This window comes from Nonomuraea coxensis DSM 45129, from assembly GCF_019397265.1.
In the GTDB taxonomy this organism is placed as follows: domain Bacteria; phylum Actinomycetota; class Actinomycetes; order Streptosporangiales; family Streptosporangiaceae; genus Nonomuraea; species Nonomuraea coxensis.
Map to the genome: position 1 here is coordinate 947,202 of NZ_CP068985.1, position 26,492 is coordinate 973,693.

The window sequence follows — 26,492 nt, forward strand, 5'->3', positions numbered from 1 at the left end:
CTGGCGCCGGTTCTCCCCTCAGGAACATCGCGAAAGGGGAGTCATGCTGCCGCAGGCCGAGATCAACCGGGTGCTGTACGTCACCGCGCATCCCGACGACGTCGACTTCGGCGCGGCCGGGAGCGCGGCGCTCTTCGTCGACCAAGGCGTCGAGGTCACGTACCTGCTGGTCACCGACGGCGACGCGGGCGGCAACGAGCGCACGCTGGACAACACCGGGATGGCCGAGCTGCGGCGGAGCGAGCAGCGCGCCGCGGCCAAGGCCGTGGGCGTCACCGACGTCCGCTTCCTCGGCCACCCCGACGGTCAGGTGGTGCCGTCCCTGGAGCTGCGGCGCTCCGTCGCCCGCGTGATCCGCCAGGTGCGTCCCGACCTGGTGGTGACCCACCACCCCGACCGCAACTACCGTTTCGTCGCCCCGAGCCATCCCGACCACCGCGCCGTCGGCGGCGCCACCCTCGACGCCGTCTACCCCGACGCGCGCAACCCGTACGCCTTCCCCGAGCTGCTGCTGGAGGAGGGCCTGGAGGCGTGGACGGTCCGCGAGGTCTGGCTGACCGGCGGGCCCGCGCCCGACCACTACGTGGACGTCACCGACGTCATCGACCGCAAGCTCGCGGCCCTGCAGTCGCACGTCAGCCAGGTGGCGCACGTGGAGGGGTTCGCCGAGGTCGTCAAGAGCCGCTTCGCCGCCTGGGCCGAGCAGGCCGGCTTCGGCCCGGGCCGCTACGCGGAGGCGTTCCAGGTCGTCCCCACGGCCTGACCCGCCCCGCGCGAGGGCTCAGGGGATGGACCCGGGCGGCGCCACCCAGAGCGCGGGCTGCCCGGTCACCTCGGCGATGAGGTCGAAGTCACGGTCGTAGTGCAGCACGGTCGCCCCGTGCACCTCGGCGCAGGCGGCGATCAGCAGATCAGCAACCCCGGGGCCGCGGTGCTGCGACTTGCGTGCCAGCATCGCCTGGACGTCCAGAGCGCGTGCCGCCACTTCGCTCGTCGAGACCGACAGGAGCCGGAAACCCTCACGCAGATGTTCGGCCTCCAGCTCGTAGCTTCGCGGGTCGCGCGCGCTGAAGAGCACTTCCATCTGTGTGACTTCGCAGATCGCCAGTGTCCTGTCGAGCATGAGTGGTTCGAGCGCGCGGGCCACCGCAGGGTGCGTCATGCGCGCCAGCGCGCTCTTGTCGATCAGATAGACCACGCCTGTGGCTACCACGCCTGCTTCATGAACTCCGGGTCCAGAAGATCCGTATTGTCCCGGGAACACCAGTACTCGAAGGCCTCGCGACGCTTTGCCCGACCGGCGATCTCCTGCAGGGCAGCGTTGACCGTTTCCTTCATCGTCGAAGTGCCCAGCTCGTGCTGGGCCGCTTCGAGGAGCTCCTTGTCGATGTCGATGACCGTGCGCATGCGGCATCACCTCCGTACCCTCCACGTTATATCAGAAATAGTGATCTTGATATACGCGCTTCCCCCGGCGGCACCGGCCGTGGGAAGCGCGCTCGGGGAAGGTAAGGCATCGAGATGAGAAAATTTTGGAGCGGTCCAATTCCGGTGCAGGATCCTCGTCCCGCGAGGGAGGGATCTTCCTTCTCGTATCAGGGACTCGCGGTCCGGGGATCACTCTTTGTGGTCTTTTTTCGCCGCGATCCGCGCAAACAAATATCCGAGCGAGTTCGTTGCCAGGTGCAGCATGACGGGAGTCAGAATCCCGTGGCGGCGCCGTAGTTCGCAGAACAGCACGCCCGCCGCCGCCGTCGACACCACGCTCCCCGCCACCACCCGCGCGGTGTCGAGCCGCGCGGGCGACTCGCCGGCGGTCAGGGCGCCGAGCGCCGGGTTGGCGCGGGCCATGTCGACGGCCGGCAGGATGTGCCACAGGCCGAACAGCGCCGAGGACAGCGCCGTGGCCGCCCCAGTGCCGTGCCGGCGGCGCAGCATGGCGTACAGCGCGCCTCGGAAGCCGACCTCCTCCAGCAGGACCGTGCCGAACGGCACCTGGACCAGGGCCTCCTCCAGCACGCGGGCGCGCGACAACGACAGGGCCCGCTCGTCGTGGAAGAGCGGCCTGGTGCGGGGGAGCGCGACGCCGGCCGTGTAGACGGCGGCCACCGCTCCCGCGAGGACGCCGCCCGCGACCGCGCCGCGCCGGCCGTGCTCGAATCCCATCTCCTCCCACGTGGCGCCCGACCTGCGGGCCATCGCCACCAGGGCGGCGGTGGCGACGGCGGAGGTCAGCGGGCCCAGGCGGGGGGCGACCTTGTTGTTCATGACGTTGGCCGCGGCGAGCACGGCGACGCTGCGGAGGATCACCTCTGCAGGCTACGTCGGCCCGGCGCCGTGGGGTCAGGAGGCGGCGGAGTCGCGCCAGCCGGCCGGGAAGCGGGAGCGGCGGCGCTCCTGTGGCGTCAGGCCGCCCCAGATGCCGTCCGACTCGCCCGCTCGTAACGCGTACGCGCGGCACTCCTCCAGCACCTGGCAGCCCGCGCAGACCGCTTTGGCCCGCGCCTCCTGCAGCGGTGAGGGGGCGAGAGGGAAGAAGAGGTCAGGGTCGCTGGACCTGCACGCCCCCCGGCGCAGCCAGCCGATCTCCTCCAGTGGCATGGACCCACCGTACGGCCCCGACATGATCGACCACATCATCCTCCGGGTTGATGGGGGTATACGCCCAGGGATGACCTTTCCATGCCCGGAACGCCAGGAACGCCGGGGTCAGCAGGCGCCCACCCCGCTCCTGTAGCCCTCCGCGAAGGACGCCTGCCGCTGCTCGGCGGTGCCGTGCGCGGCCGGGTCGAGCCAGTCGTCCGTGGGGTCGCCGGCCGCCTCCAGGCTCAGCAGCAACTCGTCCTCGTCCCCGGGCTCCGTGCGCAGCGCGCCCGAGCCGACCAGGGCCGACAGGGTGCCGCCCGCGTAGCAGTCGGCCTGCAGCTCGGCCTGGACGTTGAGCTGGAACGCCGAGCGGAGCTGGGCCTGGACCGCGTGGCCGAACTCGTGCGGGATGATCACGTACACCGAGCCGTCGCCCATGTCGCTCCACAGCGCCTCCATCCAGTCCCGGTCGAAGGCGATGAAGTGGCCGGCCGGACAGTAGAAGGCGTTGTTGGGCACGGCCGGCCGGCCGCCGCAGCCCGGCCCGTCGGCGCCGGAGTAGGGGATGAACTCGGTGATCGGCCGGTAGGTACGGCCGAGCCGGGCGAACTGCTGCTTCCAGAACTCCTCGGTCAGCGTGCGCGCCGAGACGACGTCGTCCTCGAACGTGTCGTCCTGCTGCGCGTCGCCGGGCGGGTTCATCGACGGCGGCCGGGCCAGGCCGCAGGACAGCACGGAGCCCGCCAGGACGAGAAGGGCGAGCAGGCGGCGGAGGGTCGCGCGGGTCACGGGCTCAGACTTCCCACGTATGCACGGGCTCATTCGTATGCATACGCCCGATGTAGTCCAGGGTCATGGCCCGCAGCGCCTCGTGCCGGTCGCCGCCCTCGGCGCGCACCCGCCGTACCTGCCAGTCCGCGCCGGTGACGCCGCTCAGGCAGCGTTCCTCGATGATGCCGAGCAGCCGGTCGGCGACCGGCCGGTCCACGCCCCACAGGGCCAGCCCCTCGTGGGCCGCGGGCAGCAGCCGGCGCAGGATCAGCTCCGACGCGGGCACCTCGCCGAGGCCCGGCCAGTAGAGGCGGGCGTCGAGGCCGTGCCGGGCGGCGGCGGCCAGGTTGTCCTCGGCGGTGCGGAAGGACATCCGGCTCCAGATGGGCCGCTCGTCGTACGGCAGCACGCGCATCAGCCCGTAGTAGAACGCGGCGTTGGCGGCGACGTCGGCGACGGTGGGCCCGGCGGGCAGGACGCGGTTCTCCACCCGCAGGTGGGGCAGGCCGTTCACGACCGCGTACACGGGCCGGTTCCAGCGGTAGATCGTGCCGTTGTGCAGGGTCAGCTCGTGCAGCTGGGGGATGCGGCCCTGCTCCAGCTCCGCGCGCGGGTCCTCGTCCTCGCAGAGGGGGAGCAGCGCGGGATAGTAGGTGACGTTCTCCTCGAACAGGTCGAAGACGCTGGTGATCCACCGCTCGCCGAACCACACGCGCGGCCGCACGCCCTGCGCCTTCAGCTCGGTCGGGCGGGTGTCCGTGGCCTGCTCGAACAGCGCGATCCTGGTCTCGTGGTGCAGCTCCTTGCCGAACAGGTACGGCGAGTTGGCCGCGACGGCGACCTGCGCGCCCGCGATGGCCTGGGCGGCGTTCCAGTGCGCGGCGAAGGACGCGGGGCTCACCTGCATGTGGAGCTGGACGCTGGTGCAGGCGGCCTCGGGCGTGATGCTGTCGGCGCGGGTGTCGAGGCGTTCCGCGCCCTCGATGCACAGGTGCAGGTCCTCGCCGCGGGCGGCGAAGATCTGCTCGTTGAGCAGCCGGTAGCGGGGGTTGGCCGACAGCGAGCCCTCCTCGACGTCCTGCTCGCGCAGGGTGGGGAGGATGCCGATCAGCATCAGGTGGCCGCCGAGGGAGCGGGCGCGCTCCTCGGCGTGGTTCAGCCGGGCGCGTACGTCGTCCTCCAGCCGCCGCGGCCCGTCGCCGCGAAGCTCCTGCGGCTCGACGTTGATCTCGACGTTGAACTGGCCGAGCTCGGTCGCCCAGTCCGGGCGCGCGATGGCGGCCAGCACCTCGGCGTTGCACATGGCGGCCTCGCCGCGCCCGTCCACGATGTTGAGCTCGATCTCCAGGCCGGCGAGGGGGCGTTCGTGCTCGAACCGGGACTCGCGCAACATCTGGGCGAAGACGTCGAGGCACCGGCGTACCTTCTCGCGGTACTTCCTGCGGTCCTCGCGGCTGAAGACCACGACCGGCACGTCCCTGCCCATGTCATGCAATGTCGCATGCCTGCGGCCACATGACCAGGCGGGACGCGCCGATCCGGGAGAAAGCTCAGTAGGCGTACACGTCGAAGGCGCTCTGCGGGATCTCCTCCGGCACGGAGGCGCCGCCCTCCTCGAGGTCCTTGACGTCGACCCACGTGCTCTCGGACGGGGCCTTGACGCTCACCCGGGAGCCCCAGCCGGTGTAGCGGGTCTCGGTGACGCCGACGGTCTTGCCGAGCACGCCGAAGTCGAGCGTCCAGGAGGTCCGCAGCCGGGTGACCAGCCCCTTGCCGTTCAGGCCGAGCGCGTACGCCACCTTGATCTTGCTGACCGGGCCCGACAGCTTGCTGCCGTACGCCTTGGCGATCTCCTTGTAGGAGACCTGGCCCGTGTACGTGCCGCCCTTGGCGCTCTTCGCCTTCGCCATCAGCAGCCTCAGCACCTTCGGCTCGAAGACGTCGACCGGCTGATTCATGGTGGTGCCGGTGAGCGCGTCGGAATAACGCACCCACTTCTTGCCCTCGGGCAGGTCCTTTCCGTAGGGGCCGCCCTGCACGTACGTGTGACCGCCCACGCTGATCAGCCGTGCGGGACTCAAGGACGTGCTGCGGCGGTTCTTGGTGGAAACGTCGAGCGCGACGACGCCGGCCTTGCCGAACGCGAGCCGGCCGCTCGACTTCTCATTGGCCATGGTCTTTCCGTTGACCGTGGTGCGGGCGGTCTCGGTGAAACGCACGCCGTGACCGGGCACGTACTGCTTGCGCAGCGCCTTGACCGGGTCGATCGGGGCGGCCTGGGCGGCCGGCGCGGCGATCACGAGCGTCGCGGCGCACGCTGACGCGAGGCCCGCGATAAATCGCTTCATAGGATTCCCTTGATTCGGTTATTGAGGGGTTCGGGAATCCTGTCAATCGAAGATCACGAGCATATATCGGCGCTCTGGTGGAGCGGTGCCGATTCCGTGCATATTTCGCGCGGTCACCGCTCTCCGGAGGTGAGATGCCCGTCACACAGCGGGAGAACCGCGACCCGGTGACCTGGGCAGGGCGAGCTTCGGGCTAGGCTTCACTGGCGGAAACGCCCGGCACGCACGGGGTTGCCCGGGCCGTCGAACATCAGTCGGATAAGCAAGGACGGACCCTCGTGGACCTGTTCGAACATCAGGCGAAGGAGCTCTTCGCTGACTACGGCATCCCGGTGCCGCGCGGCATCGTCGCCAACACCGTGGAGGAGGTGCGGGCGGCGGCCGAGGAGCTGACCGGCCGCGTCGTTGTCAAGGCCCAGGTCAAGACCGGTGGCCGGGGTAAGGCCGGCGGTGTGAAGGTGGCCGACGACGCCGCCGACGCCGTCGAGAAGGCCACCGCCATCCTCGGGATGGACATCAAGGGCCACACGGTCCACAAGGTGCTCGTGGAGGAGGCCAGCGCGATCGCGGAGGAATACTACTTCTCCTTCCTGCTCGACCGCGCGAACCGCACCTTCCTCGCGATCTGCTCCGCCGCCGGCGGCATGGACATCGAAGAGGTCGCCCACACCACCCCGGAGAAGGTCGCCAAGGTGCCGGTCTCGGCGCTGGACGGCGTCGACCGGGCCACGGCCCGCGAGATCGCGCAGGCCGGCGGCCTGCCGGAGCGGGCGCTCGACGGCGCCGCCGAGCTCATCGAGAAGCTCTGGAACTGCTTCGTCGACGAGGACGCCACGCTCGTCGAGGTCAACCCCATGATCCTGGCCGCCGACGGCCAGGTGAAGGCGCTCGACGGCAAGGTCACGCTCGACGACAACGCCGCCTTCCGCCAGTCCGACCACGAGGCCCTGGCCGACAAGGCCGCCGAGGACCCGCTGGAGGCGCGGGCCAAGGAGAAGGACCTCAACTACGTCAAGCTCGACGGCGACGTCGGCATCATCGGCAACGGCGCGGGCCTGGTCATGTCCACCCTCGACGTCGTCGCCTACGCCGGCGAGGCGTTCCCCGGCAAGCCTTCCCCCGCCAACTTCCTCGACATCGGCGGCGGCGCCTCGGCCGAGGTCATGGCGGCCGGCCTGGAGATCATCCTCTCCGACCCCGACGTCAAGTCGATCTTCGTGAACGTCTTCGGCGGCATCACCGCCTGCGACGCCGTCGCCAACGGCATCGTCTCGGCGTTCAAGCTGCTGGAGAGCCGCGGCGAGGCCGTGACCCACCCCCTGGTGGTCCGCCTCGACGGCAACAACGCCCAGCTCGGGCGGCAGATTCTGGCCGACGCCGCGCTCCCGCGGGTCGAGCTGGTGGACACGATGGACGAAGCGGCCAAGCGTGCCGCCGAGCTCGCTGCGGTAGGTGCGTGACTTATGGCCATCTGGTTGACGGAGAACAGCAAGATCATCGTCCAGGGCATGACCGGCGGTGAGGGCACCAAGCACACCCGCCGCATGCTCGCCTCGGGCACCAAGGTCGTGGGCGGCGTCAACGCCCGCAAGGCCGGCATCACCCACGAGGGCCTGCCGGTGTTCGGCACGGTCAAGGAGGCCATGGAGCAGACCGGCGCCGACGTGTCGGTCGTCTTCGTGCCGCCGGCCCACGCCAAGGCCGCCGTCAAGGAGGCCGTGGACGCCGAGATCCCGCTCTGCGTGGTCATCACCGAGGGCATCCCGGTCCACGACTCCACCGAGTTCTGGGCCTACGCCGTCGCGAAGGGCAACAAGACCCGCGTCATCGGCCCCAACTGCCCCGGCATCGCCTCCCCCGGCGCCTCCAACGCGGGCATCATCCCGGCCGACATCACCACCGCCGGCCGCATCGGCCTGGTCTCCAAGTCCGGCACCCTCACCTACCAGCTCATGTACGAGCTGCGTGACATCGGCTTCTCCACCTGCGTCGGCATTGGCGGCGACCCGGTCATCGGCACCACGCACATCGACGCGCTCCAGGCGTTCCAGGACGACCCCGCCACGGACGCCATCGTGATGATCGGTGAGATCGGCGGCGACGCCGAGGAGCGGGCCGCGGCCTACATCGAGCAGCACGTCACCAAGCCCGTCGTCGCCTACGTGGCCGGTTTCACCGCCCCCGAGGGCAAGACCATGGGCCACGCCGGGGCCATCGTGTCCGGCTCGGCCGGCACCGCCCAGGCCAAGAAGGAGGCCCTGGAGAAGGTCGGCGTCCGCGTCGGCAAGACCCCCTCCGAGACGGCCCGCCTCATGCGCGAGGTCATGCAGTCCCGCTGACCTTCTCGCGCCGGCGACACCGAAGCCCTGGCTTCCCCGTGTCGCCGGCGCGGGTCACGGGTGCTTTGAGGTAAATGGCGACCGGCGGCGCGTCAACCAAGCTTTGGTTGGGAAAGCTTGAGAAAATCGCCTACTGTGACGGCGATTCTCGACCAGCTGCGGACGGCCCCCCGCTCGGTCCTCGGCAAGCTCCCCGGGGTCTCCGGCGACCACGACGAGACCCGCAGGCCGCTGCCGGTGTCGGGAATGCTGGCCGCCGCCTGCACCCTGGGGGTCGGCCTGGCCGCCCTCACCACGCTCACCCTGGTCGGGTGGATCGCCGCGCCGCGCGGCGCGCTGGGCTCCGGCCTGCCGGGCGTGTTCCGTACGGCGGCGCAGCTCTGGCTGGCCGCCCACCACGCCGGGTTCGCCATCCCCGGCGGCCGGGTCGGGCTGCTGCCGCTCGGCCTGACCCTCCTGCCCGCGATGCTGCTCTACCGCGCCGGCCGGTGGATGGCCCGCGACGCCGACCTGCGGCTGCGCCTGCCCGCCCGGCTGCCCAAGAACAGCCCCCGCGAGCAGGCGAGGGCCCGCCGCCGGGCGCAGCTCGTGCTGGTGGCGCAGGCCGGGGTGTCGCTCGCGGCCCCCTACGCGCTGCTGGCCGGGCTGATCGCGCTCGTGGCGAGCAACGAGATCACCCAGCCGTTCCTCGGCGAGGTGCTGCTCAGCCACTTCGTGCTGGCGTTCCTCGCGGGGGCGCTGGCCACCGCGCGGATGATCGGGCCGTGGCGGGTCATGCTGCGGCTGCTGCCCGAGCGGGTGCGCGCGCTGACCGTCGGCACCGCGGTCGCCACCGCGCTGCTGCTCGTGGCCGGGCTGGCCCTGGTGCTGGTCGCCGTCGTGCTCAACTTCGGCCAGGTGAGGCAGCTCTCCGACGTGCTGTCGCCGGGGTTCGTGGGCGGCGTGCTGCTGGCGCTGCTCCAGCTTCTCTACCTGCTGAACGCGGTCATCTGGGCCTCCTCGTACATCTCAGGACCCGGGTTCGCGATCGGCGCCGACACTCTGGTCGCGCCCACCGGGGTGCAGCTCGGCACGGTGCCGAGCCTGCCGCTGCTGGGCGCGCTGCCGGAGAGCGGGCCGGTGCCCGCGTGGATGATGGCGGTGATCGCGCTGCCGTTCGCGGCGGGGGCGGTGGCCGGGGTGTTCGTGGCCCGGATCTCGCCGTCGCCGTCGTACGAGGCCGCGCCGCTCTGGGGCTTCCTCACCGGCGTCTCCGCGGGCGTCGTGGCGGGCGTGCTCGCGGCGCTGTCCGGCGGCCCGATCGGCGGCGGCCGGCTCGCCACCGTGGGGCCCTCGCCCTGGGAGGTGGCGCTGTCGGTCGCGCTGGAGGTCGGGGTCGCCGCCGGCATCTCCGCGGGCGTGACCAACCTGCTGCTGCTCAGCAAGCGCGCCCGTACGCCGCTGGACAAGGCCGCCGCGCCCGTGCGCAAGGCGGGGGCGGCGATCGCCAAGGCGGCCAGCAAGGTCGGCCTCGCCGAGGCCGACCCGCGCCCGCTGCCCGGCCACTGGATGGACGCCACCGAGGCCGACACCCAGGAGATCCCGGTCATCAGGGACGACTGGCAGGACGAGCACGCCACGGCGGAGGCCGAGACGCTGGCCCAGGCCCGGCCGCGCCCGCCGGAGCCGGCGCCCGACCCGTCCCGCCCGGCCCGCAAGGACATCGTGGACGAGTTCGACGACCGGGGCGGCCACGTCATCTATGTGGACCCGTACGCCTGGGACCGCGACTGACCGCCGCCCCGCGCCCGCTCAGGGCTGCATGGCGCCCAGCAGCTCCAGCACGTCGGGCGGCAGCTTGCGCTGGGCCGCCTCCTTGAACTGGGCGAAGCACTCACCCTGCGACGAGACCGTGGTCGCGCCCTTCATGCACTCCTGGTAGGCGGAGTATTCGTTCATGAGGTAGAGCTGCATGCCCGTGGCCAGGGCCGACAACAGCAGCGCGATGGAGGACACCGTGATCCCGCCGACGGCCGCCCCCGTGGGTCTGCCCGCCCCTCTGAGCAGCGGCAGCGCCCGTAGCCCCGCCATGAGCGCGAACAGCGCCATGACCAGGCCGGCCAGCGGCAACATGAACGTCATGGCGAGCGCCGCGATCGCCAACCAGATCGCGCGGCGTCCCGCCGAATCGGCGGGCTGCTGGCCTGCCGGTGCCTGCACCGGTGTCGACACCTGACCTCCTCTGCGTCGCCGGACCAGGAACAGATACCCTGGCAGCCCCACCCTGTTTCCTCATTGGAGTGTGCGTGTCAAAGGCTGGGCGGCTCGTCGTCCTCGTCTCCGGCTCTGGAACCAACCTACAGGCCCTTCTGGACGCTTCCGCCGACCCGGCGTACGGTGCTCGCGTGGTAGCGGTCGGTGCCGACAGGGAGGGGATCGCAGGGCTGGCCCGAGCTACCAGGGCGCAAGTCCCGACTTTCGTCGAAAAACTGGGCGACCATCCGACGCGGGCGGACTGGGACGCGGCCATCGCGGCCAGGATCGCCGCGTACGAGCCCGACCTGGTGGTGTCGGCGGGCTTCATGAAGATCCTGGGCACGCCCACACTCCAGGCCTTTCCCGTGCTCAACACGCATCCGGCACTGCTGCCGTCGTTCCCCGGGGCCCACGGCGTGCGCGACGCGCTGGCCCACGGGGTCAAGGTCACCGGCTGCACGGTCATGCTGGCCGACGAAGGGATCGACACCGGCCCCATCGTCGCCCAGGAGGCGGTGCCCGTGCTCCCGGACGACGACGAGGCGGTCCTGCACGAGCGCATCAAGACCGTCGAGCGCCGCCTGCTCGTCGACATCGTCGGCCGCATGGCCCGCGAGGGCTGGACGGTCAGCGGACGCACCGTCCGCATCGGTAACCAATCAGGAGGGGAATCCACGTGACTCGCATCGCCATCCGGCGCGCGCTGATCGCCGTCTACGACAAGTCCGGGCTCGAGGCACTGGCCAGGGCCCTCGACGGCGCCGGAGTGGAGATCGTCTCGACCGGGGGCACGGCCGCCGCGATCGCCTCGTACGGGATCCCGGTGACCAAGGTCGAGCAGCTGACCGGGTTCCCCGAGTGCCTGGACGGGCGGGTCAAGACGCTGCACCCGCGCGTGCACGCCGGACTGCTGGCCGACGTGACCAAGCCCCACCACGTCGCCCAGCTGGAGGAGCTGGAGATCGACCCGTTCCAGCTCGTCGTGGTCAACCTCTACCCGTTCCAGCAGACGGTGGCCTCCGGCGCCGCCGACGAGGAGTGCGTCGAGCAGATCGACATCGGCGGGCCCGCGATGATCCGCGGCGCGGCCAAGAACCACAGCACCTGCGCCGTCGTCGTCGACCCCGGCCACTACGGCGAGGTGTTCAAGGCGCTGGACGAGGGCGGCTTCACGCTGACCGAGCGGCGGCGGCTGGCCGGCATCGCCTACGCGCACACCGCCTCCTACGACGTGGCCGTGGCCAACTGGTTCGGGCAGACGTACGGCGGGGAGGAGTTCCCGGTCTTCGCCGGGGTCGCGTACGAGCGCAAGGCCACCCTCCGCTACGGCGAGAACCCGCACCAGAGCGCCGCGCTCTACACCGGCGGCACGGGCGGCCTCGCGAACGCCGAGCAGCTGCACGGCAAGGAGATGTCCTACAACAACTACCTCGACTCCGACGCCGCCTGGCGGGCCGCCTGGGACTTCTCCGACCCGTGCGTGGCCATCATCAAGCACCAGAACCCGTGCGGCATCGCCGTCGGGGCCGACGTGGCCGAGGCGCACCGCAAGGCGCACGCCTGCGACCCCGTGTCGGCGTACGGCGGCGTGATCGCGGTCAACCGGCCGGTCACCGTCGAGCTGGCCCGCCAGATCGCCGAGGTGTTCACCGAGGTCGTCATCGCGCCCGCGTACGACGCCGAGGCCCTCGACGTGCTGCGCGAGAAGAAGAACCTGCGCCTGCTGGCCTGCCCGGAGGGCCCCGCCGCGCCGACGGAGTTCCGCCGCGTGGACGGCGGCCTGCTCGTGCAGACCGTGGACCGGGTGGACGCCCCCGGCGACGCGGCCGACCGCTGGGAGCTCAAGGCCGGCGCGCCGGCCTCGCCTGAGGTGCTGGCCGACCTGGAGTTCGCCTGGCGGGCCTGCCGCTCGGTGAAGTCCAACGCCATCCTGCTGGCCGGCGACGGGGCCACGGTGGGCGTGGGCATGGGCCAGGTCAACCGCGTCGACTCCTGCCGCCTCGCGGTCACCCGCGCGGGCGAGCGCGCGGCCGGCTCGGTGGCCGCCTCCGACGCCTTCTTCCCGTTCCCCGACGGGCTGGAGGTGCTGGCCGAGGCAGGGGTGAAGGCGATCGTCGAGCCCGGCGGCTCCATCCGCGACGACCTGGTCGTCGAGGCCGCGGAGAAGGCCGGCATCACCCTCTACTTCACCGGCACCCGGCACTTCTTCCACTGATCGTCCCCGATGGGGGCCAATGGGCGGCATGAGGCGATCATGCCGCCCATTGGCAATTTCTGGGGCAAGCATCGGTCATGACGGGTTAGCCTGAAACCCGCTCCTCTACCCATCGAGTCTCCGGAGTAACCCTTGCTCGACACGATGCTGCAGGCCTTCGTCACCTTGAACGGCGTGGCGACCAGCCCCTTCGTCCTGCTGGTGTTCGCCTTCGTCGGCGCCTATCTCGGCATGCGCGTCGTGGAGATCGTGCCGTTCACCCGCCGCATCATCGAACGCCGCGAGGCCCGCTTCGCCAACCGCGACTGACCCGGGCCTTCCGCTCGTTGCGCTTGTCCGGCGAAAGGCCGATCGCCGGATGTCCTCCGGCCCGGCGACGGCGACGTCCGTAGGCGTCCGTCGTTCATGCGAGGGTCTGCCAGGCCAGGTTCGCGGCGCCGGCCAGTGAGGCGCGGACGCCGAGCGTGCTCTGCCTGACCCGCACCGCCCGGACGAAGGCGAGCCCCGCCACGTCGTCGAGCGCCCGTTCCAGCGGCTCGAACAGCACCTTCCCCGCGCCCGACACGCCTCCTCCCACGACCACGGTGCTGACCTCGACCGCCGCCGCCGTGGACGCGATCATCCCGGCCAGAGCCCGGGCCCCGCGCTCGAACGCGGCCACCGCCACAGGCTCCCCGGCCACCGCGGCCGCGGCGAGCAACCGCGCATCCACCTTCTCCACACCGGCCTGCCCTGCCGCACCTGCCTGCTCCGCCGGGTCGGTCGCCGGCGTCCAGCCGTTGGCCAAGGCCCAGCGGACGAGGTTGGGGCCGCTGGCATAGTGCTCCACGCAGCCACGCCCGCCGCACGTGCAGCGTTCGCCGTACGGGTCGATGCTCATGTGCCCGACATGTCCGGCGTTCCCGGTGGGGCCGAGGATCGGGGCGCCGCCGATCACCAGCCCGCCGCCGATCCCGGTGGACACGACGATCCCGAGCAGCGAGTCGCTGCCCCGGCCCGCGCCGAGCCAGTGCTCGCCGAGCGCGAAGCACTGCGCGTCGCCCGCCAGCACCGTGGGCAGGCCCGTCACCTTCCGCACCTCGTCCCGCAGGGGGAACCCGCGCCAGCTCGGCATGTTGACCGGACTCACGGTGCCGGTGGCGAGGTCCAGCGGCCCGGCGCACCCGATCCCGACCGCGACCGCCGGCGGCCCGCCGCCGGTCACCTCCTCGATCAACGCCGCCAAGGCGGTCATGACGTCCGTACGCGGCGTGGGCCGGGTGCCGGAACGCAACGCGGACCCCTCCTCGTCCACCAGCGCGGCGGCGAGCTTGGTCCCTCCGATGTCTATGGCGAGTACGCAGGTCATCAGATACCTCCGAGGAGACCCCCGCCTTCAGGCGGGGAAGGAATCGGACTCCTGCCGGGCAGGGCAGGAGCAGGCGATACGCCGTCAGGCGGACCGCCGTCTTTCGGAATCGGCCGGTGCGCAAGCGATCTCGTACAGAGAATCCAAAGGTGGCGCAGCTGGTGAAGCGGGCCTACAAGTACCGCTTCCACCCGACTCCCGAGCAGGCCGGAGAGCTTGTCCGGACGTTCGGTTGCGTGCGCCTGGTGTACAACAAGGCCCTGGAGGAGCGGACCCGCGCCTACACCCAGGAAGGCCGAGGTGTCTCCTACGCCAAGTCGTCGGCCGCGCTGACCGCGTGGAAGAAGACGCCGAAGCTGGCGTTCTTGTGCGAGGTGTCGTCGGTGCCGTTGCAGCAGACGCTGCGACATCTGCAGGCTGGCTTCGCGAACTTCTTCGCCAAACGCGCCAAGTACCCGACGTTCAAGAGCAGGAAGAGGTCGCGGGCGTCGGCCGAGTACACCCGCTCGGCGTTCCGCTGGCGCGACGGCCGGCTCACCCTGGCCAAGATGGGCGCGCCGCTGGACATCGTGTGGTCGCGTCCACTTCCGGAGGGGGCTGAGCCGTCCACGGTCACGGTGTCGAGGGACGCGGCGGGGCGGTGGTTCGTGTCCCTGCTGGTGGAAGAGAAGATCGCGCCGTTGGCGCCGGTCGAGCAGGCCGTCGGGGTGGACGCGGGCCTCACCATGCTGGCGACGCTGTCGTGCGCTGAGCAGATCGTCAATCCGCGTCATGAGCGTCGTGAGCGGCGCAGGCTGGCCAAGGCGCAGCGGGCGCTGGCCCGCAAGGAGAAGGGGTCGAACAACCGGGCCAAGGCCCGGCTGAAGGTCGCACGGGTACATGCCCAAATCGCTGACCGCAGGCGCGATTACCTGCACAAGGTCACCACACGGCTGATTTCCGAGAATCAAGTGATCGCCGTGGAAGACCTGGGTGTCCGCAACCTGGTCAAGAACCGCAGGCTGGCTCGCGCCATCTCGGATGCGGGCTGGCGGGAGCTGCGCAGCATGCTGGAGTACAAGGCTGCCTGGTACGGGCGCACCCTGGTGGTGGCGGACCGCTGGTTCCCCTCCTCCAGGTTGTGCTCGGTCTGCGGGGCCCTGCGGAACGAGATGCCGTTGAGCGTCCGTGCGTGGGCCTGTGCGTGCGGCGCGGTCCATGACCGGGACGTGAACGCGGCCAGAAACCTGCTCGCCGCCGGGCTGGCGGAGAGCTGAAACGCCTGTGGAGCTGGTGTAAGACCTCAACGGGAGTCCTCCTCCCGGGCGGGCGGCCGGCGGTGAAGCAGGAAGACCGACCGGCGACGGTCGGAATCCCCCTCGTCACGAGGGGGAGGATGTCAACAGTGCTTGTGGTGGTTGTCGGGCTGGCGAGGGTCGCCAGGGTGTTCGAGTCCGGGCACCAGAGCGACCTTCTCGGCGCGCATCCGGTCGAGCCACCGGGCGAAGGTTCGCCGGCGGGCGGCCTGCAGCGGACCTGTCAGCCGCTGGAGCTGTGCGTGTGTGGGCATGGGTCGAGTGGCTTCTTCTTGATCCAGTGGTTGTGTCGGAAGTGGTGGTGGCGTCGCGGCGGGTGTGGCGAGGGCTACGTGCCACCCCAAGGCGTCCTGGACCGGGCCGACCAGAGTGCCGTACGGGTGGCGGGTGATGGCCTCGGCGAGGGCGGCCGGCAGCGAGGCGAGGTCCACCTGGCCGAGTGACTCCAGGTCGTCCACGGCGGCGCCTTCTGCCGCGATGCGGTCCGGGAACAGGCGGTGACGTACGTGATGAGTGCCGCTGCGCGGGCCGGCCGGCCGGGTCCGCCACGCGGAGGGGACCTCGGCGCCCGCGCCGACGTGCTCGTACATCGCGCGCACCCACGGGCTGCCGTTGTAGGCGGCGGCGTTGATCGAGCCCAGTTCGACGGCTGCCAGGCGGTCGAGGGGCGGGCCTTCGAGGGGGGCCAGCCCTCCGGCCCTGGCAGTGGTCTCGCACAGGACCTCGGTCAGGATGACCTGGGTCAGCCACCTGGCCAGTTGGCGGGCCTCCGCGGTGCCCGGCGCGGGAAGGGCGGCCTTGAGGGGGCCGCGGCGAAGGCCGGCGATGCGTCGGCCGAGGAGCTCACGCGGGACCGGATGACCGTCGACCCAGCCGATCACCTCACCGATGCCGGGCGCGGTGGCCGCCCCCGTGGCAGGAGGGCGGGAGGTCATCGCGTCACCTCCAGGCGGATCGCCGGGGTGTACGTGCAGCGGCCGTACCACATGACCTTGGCCAGGGCCCAGGCGTGCCCGGCGGGCGCGTCGCCGGGGACCTGGACCGGGAACGACACCTCGGACGTCTCGCCCGCCCCCACGACGAACCCCCGGATGACCTCCGGGAGCAGGGACCAGGTGCCCCAGGGGGAGGCGAGTTGCGCCTCGCCGCGGATCTCGCCGGCGGTGGAGTTGTGCAGCCGGAGCGTGAGGGCGGCGCGGTCGCCGGGGCGCAGGCTGAGGGCGTTCGTGGCGGGGGTGACGGACAGGCCGGTGGGCCGGGCGTCGTCGGCGGTGGTGCCCTCGACGGCGGCGCCCGTGGACGGCGAGGGGCCGGGAACGGGGAGTTCGGGGAGGTCGTCGCCGACGGCGACGGTGGTGACGTCCTCGATGAGCTGGTCGCCCACGCTGGTGCGGGCGGAGACGAAGTGCAGGCCCGTGACTGGTGACGTGGGCGGGGTCACGGTCACCGGGAAACGGACGTGGCCGCCGGGAGGCAGACGGAAGGGACGCCGGGACGGGGTGGCGGCCCAGCCGTCGGGGACGCGGATGTCCACCACGCCCTCATGGTTGTCGGTGGTGAGCTGGGAGGAGAGGACCACCTCCACCTCGAACGGCCCGGTCGCGGCGGGGACGAGACCCGGCGTGATGGACACGGCGATCGGCAGGTAGCCGAGCGGCGCCGGGCCCTTGTTGTGCAGCCAGTAGCGGCTGTAGACGGGCTGGGCGACTTCGGTCGTGGCGCCGAGGTCGGGCGCCTCGGGGTGCGGGGGCGGAGCGGAGGCCAGGTAGGTGGCGACCTCGAAGCCCGTCAGGGTGAGGCCGGGAACGGGGGATCCGGCGTCTTCGCGGCTTTCGGGGCGTTCGAGCAGGTCGGCCGGGGTGAGCGTGTCGAGAGGGAGGACCGGGGAGCTGAGCTTCACCCGGGTGCCGAGACCTGTGGATTCGATCAGGCGGACGGTGACACTCCCGCCGGAGGCGGTGACGGTGGCTGAGGTGGGGAGCCGGCCGTGGGCGAGGGGGTTGCCGGTGGACTTCAGGGTGCTCAGCAGGACGTCGCGCGGCGGGGTCACCGTCAGGAGGGAGTGTGCCGCGGGAAGGGGGCCGTCCTGCGGCTCCAGGACGCGGGGGAGCAGCGGGGTGATGTGCTCCTGCCCGCGCGCGGGCAGCCGCAGGGCGCGCCAGTCACCCTCGCCCGCCACCAGCGAGTACGCGAACTCATGCGTCCAATGCTGAAGCTGGAACCCGGAGCCGTCCGGCGTGGTGCGGCGCGGCGGGTCGAGCCAGATGCCCGAGGGCCAGCCCGTGCACGACCGCATGAGCGACAGGTGCAGCGCTCCCGACGGGTCGACGGCGAAGCCGGGCAGGCCGTAGGTGAGGAGCGCGACGGTGCGCGGGTCGAGGCGTTCGGCCCCCAGCGGGCACAGGGCCTCGATCGTGGCGTCGGCGAGGTCGGCCACCAGGTCGCCGACCGGGCCGGCGACGATCAGGGCGGGCAGGGCACGCAGGTCGCGCAGGTCGGCGCTGGGCTGCCAGACCTCGGCGAGCGGCCGTTCGGCCGGGACCCAGACCCGGGGCGCGCCGGACTTGATCGCGTCGAGGAAGGCCGGGTCGGCGCGCTCCAGCAGCTCGGCGGCCACCGGGTTGGTGTCGGGGCCGCCGAGGACGATGCGGACGTCCGGCAGGTTGGAGTCGACGTCGAGCCAGCCGTAGCGGGTGCCTGCCGCGGTGGACGTGGTCGCCGTCACGCCCGCCCGCGCCAGGGCCGCCACCAGGCCGCGCGCCTCCGGGGCGTCGGCGGCGGCGGGCACCACGACCTCGGCCACGCCCAGCGCCCTCGCCCCCGCCTCGCCGAGGTCGACCTTGGCCGTGGCGGACAGCCCGAACCAGGTGTTGGCAGGATTGTCGAGCGTCCACGGGTGCTCGGCCGTGTCGACGTCGGGCAGCGCGAACCCGCGGCCCACCACCGCCCCCGCCACGTCGGACACCGGCAGCGCCCCTTCGACGAGGGCGGGGAAACGCACCCGCAGCAGGCGGTCGGCGCCCGTGTGGTCGAGGACGCGGGTGGTGAAGTCGATCCGGTCGGAGCCGTTCAGCAGGGTGACGACCTGCTCGTAGGCGATCTCCCCGACCTGGCCGGTGACGGTGAGCCGGCTGCCGAGAGGGCTCCGCTCGGCGTGTACGGCGTGCGCCGCGGCCTCGCCGGACCCGGTGACCGCACCCGTGGGGATGAGGTGCCAAGGGCCTTCCCCCATGTCGGGATGAGTCGGGTATTCGTGGTAGAGGCGCAGCTCGTTGCCGAGCCCGGTGAGCAACTCGCGGCCGGTGGACAGATCGACGACCGAGGCCAGCGCCCCGCCCCGGGCCGGGTCGGCGCTCACCCGCCAGCGGTCGTTCGCGATGGTGGCGCCGTCGAGCGGACGCCAGGTCGCGGGCGAGCCCTCGACCACCCGGTACGACCGCCAGCCCAGCGACGGCACGTCCCGCGCGAGGAAGGTCAGCACGCCGCCCTCGGCGACGGCCGGCACCTCCGCATCCTCCGGCGACGGGCCCGCCACGGTGTGCCCCGGCGGCAGCGGCACCCGGACCAGGCCGTCACGGGCGAACGACAGCGTGTTGGTCACCACCACGCTCGGCTCCGCCAGCCCGACCTGCCCGGTGAGCGCGTCGAGCGCGTTGTCCCTGGCCGTCGCCGCCAGGTCGTACGCCTCCCGCCACCCCGTCAGCAGGTCGATGTAGACCTGGTCGGACTCGGACCCGGTGATCGCGTCGTGGTGGGCGCCGTAGGCGAGCTGCCGCCACACCTTGTCGAGCGCCGTGTGCGGGTAGCGGCCGAGGCCGAGCGCCGCCGCGAACGCCGACAGCCGCTCGGCGTCGAGCGCGGCCACCTCGGCGGCGCGCTGGGCCTGCTTGGTGTCGATGTAGGAGACGTCCTTGCCGGTGTAGACCGGGTTCATGTCGCGGGTCTGAGGGCTGAAGCGCGGCAGCTCGGCGCGTACGGCGTCCAGGAAGTCGCGCGGCGTCGCGCAGACGAACCGGGGCCACACGTAGCGGGCCGCCCAGGCGCGGTGGATGTCGGTGATCCACTTGTTGGGCGGGGTGTAGTCGGTGCCGACCGGCAGCAGGACGTGCCTGGTCGCGGCCACCGGCTTGAGCGAACGGTAGAGGTCGTGGACCGCCTGGCAGGCGTCCTCCAGGGTGGGCGCGGAGTCCATCCACCAGCCCGCGGAGTAGTGGGCGGGCATGTAGTGGGTGAGCACGCCCCGCCCCGACGGCGAGATCCACTCGAACTCGCTCGGGAACTGCATGAGGGCCGCGTCGTTCTTGGCCTCATGGAAGTTCTTGCTGATCGGGCCCCACTGGTGGAACGGGCCGCGCGCCCACGCGCTGCCGGTGAGCCCCGCCGCCGCGAGATAGCCGGGGAACTGCGGATCGTGCCCGAACACGTCGAGCTGCCAGGCGGTGCGCGGGTCCCCGCCGAGGATGTCGCGCTGGTAGCCGATGCCGTGGACGAGGTTGCGGATCGTGGTCTCGGCGCCGGTGAGGTTGGTGTTGGGCTCGTTGTAGGTGCCGCCCACCAGCTCGGCCCGGCCCTCGGCCATGAGGGCGCGCAGGTCGGCGCGGCGCTCGGGGTGGGTGTCGAGGAACGGCTTGAGATAGTCGACCTCGGCCAGCACGAAACGGTAGTCGGGGTCGCGCAGCGCCAGCTCGATGTGCGCCTCGACCAGCGCGAACGCGTTGCGCTCCCACAGCGGCCTGGTGGTGGCGTCGGCGGAGAGCAGCTCCCACGGGCTCGTGTAGGCGGCCTGGGTGTTCCACCACACGGGGTCGTAGTGGAAGTGGGAGATCAGGTGCACGGTCCAGCCGGGCTCCTCGGCCGTGACCGTGACCTCCAGGGACTCAGCGCCGGACTCAGTGCCGGACTCAGTGCCGGACTTCGCGCCGGACTTCGCGCCGGACTTCGCGCGGCCGAGGGTCAGCACGCACGGCACCGCCGTGCCGGGCGGGACGGCGACCTCCAGCGGCACCTCCAGGACGCCGGCCGCGTCGGCGGGGACGGTGACCGCCCCGCCCGCCAGCCGTACGCCGTCGCCGCGCAGCTCCAGGACGGCCTCGCGGTCGGCGCGGGAGGCGAGCGTGAGACGCAGGACCTGGTGCGGGGCGGCCTCGGTGCCGACGAACAGGTCGGTCGGCTCGGCGGAGAGCAGACGGCGGGAAGGCAAGGGGGACCTCCGGGGTGGAGCGTGGACCTCCGAGTGGAAGGCGGACGGGTGGAAGGTGCGAGAGCGTTCCGGCGCCCGTAACACTAGGCCCTCCCGATGGCCATGACAACGATGTCATCCGTGGCCTGTGGACAACGCGACCAGCCTGCCTGCACCTTGTGGACAACGTCGGAGCACGGCGAGCGCGAACGCCCGGACGCGCGCCCGCGATAGGGCGCGGACGTCCGGCCCCTCCCGTGAAGGGGAGCGGGTGTGCGGCAGGCGGGGCCCGGCATGGAAGGATTGCGGCATGAGCGCAGTGAAACTCGACGGCAAGGCCACGGCCGCCAAGATCAAGGCAGACCTCACGACCCGGGTGGCCGCGCTCAGGGAGCGCGGCATCACGCCGGGCCTCGGCACCATCCTCGTCGGCGACGACCCCGGCAGCCAGATCTACGTGGCGGGCAAGCACCGCGACTGCGCCGAGGTCGGCATCGCCTCCATCCGCGTCGACCTGCCGGCCACCGCCACCCAGGCCGAGGTCGAGGCGGCCATCGACGAGCTCAACGCCTCCCCCGAGTGCACCGGCTACATCGTCCAGCTCCCTCTGCCGAAGCACCTCGACACCATGGCCCTGCTGGAGCGGATGGACCCGGCCAAGGACGCCGACGGCCTCCACCCGGTCAACCTCGGCCGCCTCGTCCACATGGTCGAGGCCCCGCTCCCGTGCACCCCGCACGGCATCGTGCTGCTCCTGCAGGAGTACGGCGTGCCGATCAAGGGCGCCGAGGTCGCCGTCGTCGGCCGCGGCATCACCGTGGGCCGCTCCCTCGGCCTCCTGCTGACCCGCCGCAGCGAGAACGCCACCGTCACCCTCTGCCACACCGGCACCCAGGACCTCGCCGCGCACACCCGCAGGGCCGACATCATCGTGGCCGCGGCCGGGGTGCCCGAGCTGATCAGTGCCGACATGGTCAAGCCGGGCGCGGCCGTGCTCGACGTCGGCGTCTCCCGCGTCGAGGGCAAGATCGCCGGGGACGTGTCGCCCGAGGTCGAGGAGGTCGCGGGCTTCCTCACGCCCAACCCGGGCGGCGTCGGGCCGATGACCCGGGCGCTGCTGCTGTCCAACGTCGTGGAGGCCGCCGAGCGTCTCTGACCCCCGCGCGGCGCCGTCACCCCCTGCGTCGGCCGCCCCTCACCGGGCCCGGTAGCGGTCGGTGGCCTCGCGGGTGGCGCGGATGGCGGCGTCGGCCCGGTCGTACGTGCGCTGCGCCAGCCCCACGAAGATGCAGTCCACGATCAGCAACTGGCTGATCCGGCTGGCCAGCGCCCCCGGGCGGAAGGCCGTCTCGCGCCCCGCCGACACCAGCGTGTGGTCGGCCAGCTCGGCGAGCGACGAACGCGGGTTGTTGGTGATCGCGACGAGCGCCGCCCCCGCCTCGGCCGCGGTGCGGGCGGGCACCAGCACGTCGGGCGTCTCGCCGCTGCAACTGATCGCGACCACCACGTCCCCGGCCTTCAGCAGGGCGGCGCTGGTCAGGGCCAGGTGGGCGTCGCTGAAGGGGTGGCTGGACAGCCCGATCCGCAGCAGCTTCTGCGACATGTCGGCGGCGACCAGGCCCGAGGCGGCCACGCCGTACACGTCCACCCGCCGGGCGACGGCGATGGCCGCGACCACCTCGCCGAGCTGGTCCGGGTCGAGCTGGGCGGCGGTGTCGGCGAGCGCGTCCGACTCGGCCCGCGCGACCTTGGCGATCACGTCGGTCAGCGGGTCGTCCGGGCCGAGGTCGCCGGGGACCAGCCGTTCCGGCTCCTTGGCGACGGCGGCGGCGAGGGCGAAGCGCATCTGCGAGTACCCGGTGAAGCCGAGGGCCCGTGCGGTCCGTACGATCGTGGCCTCGCTGGTGCCGGACACCGCGCTGAACTCGGTGATCGTGCTCCGTACGACCAGCGCGGGGTCGTCGAGGATGATGCGGGCGATGGCCTGGGCCGCCGGGGTGAGCGAGGGCAGCACGGCCCGTACGGCGGCGACGGGGCTGGCCGGCTCGACGGCGCTCATCTGGCCAGCCGTTCGGCGGCGGCCTGCGCGGAGACGCGGGAGATGCCGTGCGTGGCGACGTGCGCCGCGCCGGCGGGCGGGCCGGGGACGCCCGTGTCGACGACGATCGCGTCCGGACGGGCCGCGACCGCCTCGGCCACGACGTCCCGCACCCACGCGTGCCGCGCGGCATCATGCACCACCAGCACCACCGGCCGCCCACCGCCCGGCGCAGGACCGCCGGCACCGGCCCCTCCGCCGCCCGGTGCCGGGCCGCCGAGGTCGGGCAGGGGGGCGTCGCGTTCCAGGCGGATCATCGCCGTGCCGGGCAGCAGTTCGGACAGGGCGGCGGTGATGCCGGTCGGCGTGTCGGGGTCCACGGCCTGGCTGAGCCGGGTGTTGACCTCGACGACCAGCGGCGCCCGGTCGAGCCGGGCGGTCCCGGTCACGGTGAGCGCCGCGCGGGCGGCGGCGAGGCCGACGCCGGGATCGACGTCGGCGCGGGCGGCCTCGCGGTCGGCGGGACGGGCGGCGTACCAGTCGGACAGCGCCCGTACCCGCCCGGCGGCCTCGGCCAGGCGCTCCTCGGGCAGCACGCCGTCCCGTACGGCGGCCACGACGGCGTCGCGGATCTCGCGCAGGCCGTCCTCGCCGACGACCCCGATGCAGATGGCGTCGGCCCCGGCGTTCAGGGCGCGCACCGCGATCTCGCCGGGGGAGGCCAGCGCGGCCACCGCCCGCATCTCGATGGCGTCGGTGACGACCATGCCGTCGAAGCCGAGCTCGCCCCTCAGGAGCTCGGTCAGCGCGGCACGGCTGAGCGTCGCCGGCGCGGCGGCGTCGAGTGCGGGCACCAGCAGGTGACCGGTCATGACGGCCCGCACCCCGGCCTCGATCGCGGCACGGAACGGCGGCAGGTCGCGGGCGATCAGCTCCTCGCGGGAGGCGTGCACGGTGGGCAGCGCCAGGTGGGAGTCGGTGACGGTGTCGCCGTGGCCGGGGAAGTGCTTGGCGCAGGCGGCCACGCCCGCCCCCTGCACCCCCCGGACGAACGCCGCCGTGTGCCGGGCCACCAGGTCGGGATCGGGACCGAACGAGCGGACCCCGATGACCGGGTTGGCGGGGTTGGCGTTGACGTCGGCGGAAGGCGCGTAGTCGAGGGTGATGTCCAGCTCCGCGAGCATGCGGCCGATCTGCCGGCCCACCCGCTCGGTGAGCCCGGGGTCGTCCACCACGCCGAGTGCCCTGTTGCCGGGGAAGGAGCTGCCGGCGCCCACTTCGAGCCGGGTGACGGTGCCTCCCTCCTCGTCGACGGCGACGACGACGCCGGGGTTCTCGGCGCGCAGCTCCTTGACGAGCGGCGCTCCGATGGCGTTGCGCGCGAACAGCACGACGCCGCCGAGACCCTCGCCCAGCGCGCGGCGCAGCCAGTCGGGGGCGGAGGTTCCCTCGAACCCCGGGTGCAGCACCGCAAGCGCCAGTCTGTACAGGTCACGGCTCATCGGCATTTTCCTTCACCGTTGTTGATCTGAAGGTAATTTTCTGTCATCGTCGCCTTCGATACAACCACTTCCGAGAGGCCACCCCCCATGCCGAGCAGAAGGACTCTCCTGAAGGGTCTCGCCCTCGCGGCCGCCGCCACGGCGGTGCCGCTGCCCGCTTTCGCCGAGACCGACGCCGCGTACGTGCCCCCGCTGCACCAGATGCGCGGCATGTGGATCGCGTCCGTCGTCAACATCAACTGGCCGTCCAAGCAGGGGCTCACCGCCGACCAGCAGAAGGCCGAATACCTCGCCTGGCTGGACCTCGCCGTGCAGCGCGGGCTCAACTCGGTGTTCGTGCAGATCCGGCCGACGGCCGACGCCTTCTGGCCGTCGCCGTTCGAGCCGTGGTCGCAGTACCTGACCGGCACCCAGGGCGAGGACCCCGGCTACGACCCCCTGGGCTTCGCCGTCGAGGAGACGCACAAGCGCGGGCTGGCCTTCCACGCGTGGTTCAACCCCTACCGGGTGTCGATGCAGGCCGACCCGGCCAAGCTGCACCCCGACCACCCCGGGCGCAAGCACCCCGACTGGATCGTGCCGTTCGGCGGCAAGCTCTACTACAACCCCGGCATGCCGGAGGTCAGGAAGTTCTGCCAGGACGCCATGATGGACGCGGTCACCCGCTACGACATCGACGGCCTGCACTTCGACGACTACTTCTACCCGACCAACACCACGGCCTTCGACGACAGCGCCGCCTTCGCCCAGTACGGCGCCGGCTTCCCCGACCTCGCCGCCTGGCGGCGCAACAACGTCGACCTCATGGTCCAGGAGATGCAGCAGCGCGTCCTCGAGGCCAAGCCGCAGATCGCCTGGGGCATCAGCCCGTCGGGCATCTGGCGCAACAAGGGCACCGACCCGCTGGGCTCCGAGACCAACGGCGGGCAGTCCTACGACAACCTGCACGCCGACACCCGCGGCTGGGTCAAGAAGGGCTGGCTGGACTACATCGCCCCGCAGCTCTACTGGTACATCGGCCAGCCGCCGGCCGACTACTCCAAGCTCGTCCCGTGGTGGTCGGACGTGGCGAGCGGCACCCGCACGCTGCTGTGGATCGGGCAGGCCGCGTACAAGGCGGGCGACCCCGCGCAGGCCCCCGAGTGGCAGGTGCCGGGCGAGCTGTCCAGGCACCTCACGCTCAACCGTGAGCACCCGGAGATCAGCGGCGACATCTGGTACAACGCCAACGACGTCAAGGTCGACAGGATCGGCTCGATCTCGACCGCGGTCAAGGACCACTACCAGCGGCCCGCGCTCGCGCCCGTGCTGCCCAGGCTGGCGGACGGCGAGCCGCCGCGCCGCCCGGTGCTCGCGTACGCGCTGCGCCGCTCCGGCGGCGTCGAGGTGCGGGCCGTGGCCACGGACAAGGACGAGCCGTTCCTGTTCGCCATCTTCCGCTTCGACGGGCACGCCGGCGCCGACGCCTTCGCCGACGCCCGCAACCTGGTCGCGGTCGTGCCCGGTGACCGGCAGATCCGGTGGACCGACCCCGAGGGCAAGCGCGGCGACCACTACTACGCCGTGGCGGTGGACCGGGCCAACCGGACCAGCAAGCCCAGCAACGGTTTCATGACCCTCTGAGCCGGGCCGGCCACGCGCTACGCGGGCGTGCTGCGCCCGCGCGCGTCGCCGGCCGTCTCCTGACCGGCGACGAGCCCGGCGGGCGGCGGCACCGGATCCCGTGAGGATCCGGTGCGCGGCGCCCGCCGCCGCTCGGCCCACGTCGCCGCGCCGGCCACGCCGTGGCTCCGAACGCTGCCGGAACCCCTCGCCGTGGCCCCGGTCGCGATGAACCCGCCTACGAAGCCCTGCGCCCCGCCGGGGACGGCTGCTGCTCTGCGGGGGCTCCCGACGACCGCTGCGGGGGAACCACAGGGGTCGGGCGCACCAGCCCGAGCGCGACGACCTCGTTGGCGAGGCGGGTGCGCCGGTTGGTGCCCTCCGGGATCCTGAACTTCTGGTAGAGCCGCAGCAGATGCTGCTTCACCGCGGCCTCCGTCACGACCAGGTCGTCGGCGATCTCGCGCGCGGTCGCGGGAGCGACGAACGCCTCGTCCGACAGCGCCGGCCGGCAGAGCGAGGTCAGCACGTCGACCTCCCGCCTGGTCAGCTCGGGCGCCGCGGCCCTGCGCAGCTCGACCTCGGGGGTGAAGTCCTCACGGGGGACTCCACCGATGCGACCCCGCGCCGCGCCGAACGAGACGACGTCGCCGTCGTCAAGGACCCTCCGGGCGATCGGCCTGCCGTTCACCCGCGTGCCGTTCCTGGACAAGCCCAGGTCGACCACGTACAGGTAGGGTCCTCGTCTGACGAACTCGGCATGGAGTCGAGACACGCTGGGATCGGTGAGCCGGATGTCGACACCCCGCCCTCTTCCGACCGTCGTGATCTCGGGGCGCAACGGGATCACCTCACCGGTGTCCTCGATGCGTATGAACGGCCCCTCCACGGCAGTTCCTCCCCAGGTAGCCCGCCGTAACTATTACTACAGCTCCGGCTTACCCAAACGAGGGGATGGGGAATCGCCTTTGCCGAAAGGAGAATCGTACGCGAAATTGGTCTTGACCTTCGCGGCCGGTTTTACCTGCTCACAG

24 protein-coding genes and 1 pseudogene are annotated in these 26,492 nt (G+C 72.1%); 10 read left to right on the forward strand and 15 right to left on the reverse strand.

All coding sequences use genetic code 11. From position 1 onward, the window contains the following. Window positions 1-43: 43 nt before the first annotated feature. Window positions 44-763, forward strand: a complete 720-nt coding sequence (locus Nocox_RS04920; RefSeq protein ID WP_020542189.1) for a PIG-L deacetylase family protein — start codon at window positions 44-46, stop codon at window positions 761-763. 18 nt (window positions 764-781) lie between these two features. Here Nocox_RS04920 and Nocox_RS04925 read toward each other — a convergent pair whose 3' ends face one another. The 7 genes from Nocox_RS04925 to Nocox_RS04955 all read right to left on the reverse strand — a co-directional run bounded on the left by Nocox_RS04925 (window position 782) and on the right by Nocox_RS04955 (window position 5,705). Then, entirely contained in the window at window positions 782-1,198 is a 417-nt protein-coding gene (locus Nocox_RS04925) for a PIN domain nuclease (RefSeq protein WP_033408625.1), read from the reverse strand. Window positions 1,199-1,206: 8 nt separating this feature from the next. Beyond that, complete coding sequence (locus Nocox_RS04930; protein WP_020542187.1) at window positions 1,207-1,407, reverse strand: type II toxin-antitoxin system VapB family antitoxin; 201 nt, start codon at window positions 1,405-1,407, stop codon at window positions 1,207-1,209. 210 nt (window positions 1,408-1,617) lie between these two features. After that, window positions 1,618-2,310 (reverse strand): CPBP family intramembrane glutamic endopeptidase, encoded by a 693-nt coding sequence (locus tag Nocox_RS04935; protein WP_020542186.1) that lies wholly within the window; start codon window positions 2,308-2,310, stop codon window positions 1,618-1,620. 33 nt (window positions 2,311-2,343) lie between these two features. After that, window positions 2,344-2,601 carry a WhiB family transcriptional regulator gene (locus Nocox_RS04940; RefSeq protein WP_033408623.1) on the reverse strand — a complete coding sequence of 86 codons (258 nt, stop codon included), beginning with the start codon at window positions 2,599-2,601 and terminating at the stop codon, window positions 2,344-2,346. A 108-nt stretch (window positions 2,602-2,709) separates the two neighbouring features. Further along, complete coding sequence (locus Nocox_RS04945) at window positions 2,710-3,375, reverse strand: neutral zinc metallopeptidase (protein WP_020542184.1); 666 nt, start codon at window positions 3,373-3,375, stop codon at window positions 2,710-2,712. Between the two features lie 4 nt (window positions 3,376-3,379). Then, window positions 3,380-4,843 carry a glutamate-cysteine ligase family protein gene (locus Nocox_RS04950; protein ID WP_020542183.1) on the reverse strand — a complete coding sequence of 488 codons (1,464 nt, stop codon included), beginning with the start codon at window positions 4,841-4,843 and terminating at the stop codon, window positions 3,380-3,382. 64 nt (window positions 4,844-4,907) lie between these two features. Beyond that, window positions 4,908-5,705, reverse strand: a complete 798-nt coding sequence (locus Nocox_RS04955; protein WP_157382937.1) for a hypothetical protein — start codon at window positions 5,703-5,705, stop codon at window positions 4,908-4,910. A 278-nt stretch (window positions 5,706-5,983) separates the two neighbouring features. On the opposite strand from Nocox_RS04955, the gene sucC reads away from it, so the two are divergent. The 3 genes from sucC to Nocox_RS04970 all read left to right on the forward strand — a co-directional run bounded on the left by sucC (window position 5,984) and on the right by Nocox_RS04970 (window position 9,817). Continuing rightward, complete coding sequence (gene sucC, locus Nocox_RS04960; protein ID WP_020542181.1) at window positions 5,984-7,165, forward strand: ADP-forming succinate--CoA ligase subunit beta; 1,182 nt, start codon at window positions 5,984-5,986, stop codon at window positions 7,163-7,165. A 3-nt stretch (window positions 7,166-7,168) separates the two neighbouring features. Next, a complete protein-coding gene (sucD, locus tag Nocox_RS04965) occupies window positions 7,169-8,044 on the forward strand; it encodes a succinate--CoA ligase subunit alpha (protein ID WP_020542180.1) in 876 nt (291 codons plus the stop codon). A 135-nt stretch (window positions 8,045-8,179) separates the two neighbouring features. Continuing rightward, on the forward strand, window positions 8,180-9,817 hold the full coding sequence (locus tag Nocox_RS04970; protein WP_020542179.1) for a cell division protein PerM: 1,638 nt from the start codon (window positions 8,180-8,182) through the stop codon (window positions 9,815-9,817). Between the two features lie 18 nt (window positions 9,818-9,835). Here Nocox_RS04970 and Nocox_RS04975 read toward each other — a convergent pair whose 3' ends face one another. Then, complete coding sequence (locus Nocox_RS04975; RefSeq protein ID WP_157382936.1) at window positions 9,836-10,255, reverse strand: hypothetical protein; 420 nt, start codon at window positions 10,253-10,255, stop codon at window positions 9,836-9,838. 74 nt (window positions 10,256-10,329) lie between these two features. Between Nocox_RS04975 and purN the strand changes: the two genes are divergently transcribed. The 3 genes from purN (at window position 10,330) to Nocox_RS04990 (ending at window position 12,803) form a co-directional block, all read left to right on the forward strand. Then, window positions 10,330-10,959 carry a phosphoribosylglycinamide formyltransferase gene (gene purN / locus Nocox_RS04980; RefSeq protein WP_051112510.1) on the forward strand — a complete coding sequence of 210 codons (630 nt, stop codon included), beginning with the start codon at window positions 10,330-10,332 and terminating at the stop codon, window positions 10,957-10,959. Further along, window positions 10,956-12,494 (forward strand): bifunctional phosphoribosylaminoimidazolecarboxamide formyltransferase/IMP cyclohydrolase, encoded by a 1,539-nt coding sequence (gene purH / locus Nocox_RS04985; RefSeq protein ID WP_020542176.1) that lies wholly within the window; start codon window positions 10,956-10,958, stop codon window positions 12,492-12,494. The genes purN and purH overlap by 4 nt, the downstream gene beginning before the upstream one ends. A 132-nt stretch (window positions 12,495-12,626) precedes the next feature. Next, complete coding sequence (locus Nocox_RS04990; protein ID WP_020542175.1) at window positions 12,627-12,803, forward strand: hypothetical protein; 177 nt, start codon at window positions 12,627-12,629, stop codon at window positions 12,801-12,803. A 94-nt stretch (window positions 12,804-12,897) separates the two neighbouring features. Here Nocox_RS04990 and Nocox_RS04995 read toward each other — a convergent pair whose 3' ends face one another. Continuing rightward, window positions 12,898-13,842, reverse strand: a complete 945-nt coding sequence (locus tag Nocox_RS04995) for an ROK family protein (RefSeq protein ID WP_020542174.1) — start codon at window positions 13,840-13,842, stop codon at window positions 12,898-12,900. A 149-nt stretch (window positions 13,843-13,991) separates the two neighbouring features. Here Nocox_RS04995 and Nocox_RS05000 point away from each other — a divergent pair. Continuing rightward, window positions 13,992-15,187, forward strand: a pseudogene (locus tag Nocox_RS05000) (RNA-guided endonuclease InsQ/TnpB family protein); the annotation flags it as partial. Window positions 15,188-15,220: 33 nt separating this feature from the next. Here Nocox_RS05000 and Nocox_RS05005 read toward each other — a convergent pair. Both Nocox_RS05005 and Nocox_RS05010 read right to left on the reverse strand, forming a co-directional pair. Then, window positions 15,221-16,072 (reverse strand): DUF7158 domain-containing protein, encoded by an 852-nt coding sequence (locus Nocox_RS05005; protein ID WP_020543663.1) that lies wholly within the window; start codon window positions 16,070-16,072, stop codon window positions 15,221-15,223. Next, window positions 16,069-20,337, reverse strand: coding sequence for a glycoside hydrolase family 38 N-terminal domain-containing protein (locus Nocox_RS05010; protein WP_020543664.1), 4,269 nt, complete (start codon window positions 20,335-20,337; stop codon window positions 16,069-16,071). Before Nocox_RS05010 ends, Nocox_RS05005 begins: the two co-directional genes overlap by 4 nt. A gap of 289 nt (window positions 20,338-20,626) precedes the next feature. Between Nocox_RS05010 and Nocox_RS05015 the strand changes: the two genes are divergently transcribed. Next, entirely contained in the window at window positions 20,627-21,472 is an 846-nt protein-coding gene (locus tag Nocox_RS05015; RefSeq protein ID WP_026214421.1) for a bifunctional methylenetetrahydrofolate dehydrogenase/methenyltetrahydrofolate cyclohydrolase, read from the forward strand. A 39-nt stretch (window positions 21,473-21,511) separates the two neighbouring features. Here Nocox_RS05015 and Nocox_RS05020 read toward each other — a convergent pair whose 3' ends face one another. Then, on the reverse strand, window positions 21,512-22,375 hold the full coding sequence (locus tag Nocox_RS05020) for a MurR/RpiR family transcriptional regulator (protein ID WP_020543666.1): 864 nt from the start codon (window positions 22,373-22,375) through the stop codon (window positions 21,512-21,514). After that, window positions 22,372-23,856: a glycoside hydrolase family 3 protein gene (locus Nocox_RS05025; RefSeq protein WP_020543667.1), complete on the reverse strand. Its 1,485-nt coding sequence runs from the start codon at window positions 23,854-23,856 to the stop codon at window positions 22,372-22,374. The genes Nocox_RS05020 and Nocox_RS05025 overlap by 4 nt, the downstream gene beginning before the upstream one ends. Window positions 23,857-23,943: 87 nt before the next feature. On the opposite strand from Nocox_RS05025, the gene Nocox_RS05030 reads away from it, so the two are divergent. Further along, on the forward strand, window positions 23,944-25,479 hold the full coding sequence (locus tag Nocox_RS05030) for a glycoside hydrolase family 10-like protein (protein WP_051112578.1): 1,536 nt from the start codon (window positions 23,944-23,946) through the stop codon (window positions 25,477-25,479). Window positions 25,480-25,496: 17 nt separating this feature from the next. On the opposite strand, the gene Nocox_RS05035 is transcribed toward Nocox_RS05030, so the two are convergent. Next, a complete protein-coding gene (locus Nocox_RS05035) occupies window positions 25,497-25,637 on the reverse strand; it encodes a hypothetical protein (RefSeq protein ID WP_020543669.1) in 141 nt (46 codons plus the stop codon). A 59-nt stretch (window positions 25,638-25,696) separates the two neighbouring features. Then, complete coding sequence (locus tag Nocox_RS05040) at window positions 25,697-26,347, reverse strand: FHA domain-containing protein (RefSeq protein ID WP_020543670.1); 651 nt, start codon at window positions 26,345-26,347, stop codon at window positions 25,697-25,699. Window positions 26,348-26,492 lie beyond the last annotated feature (145 nt).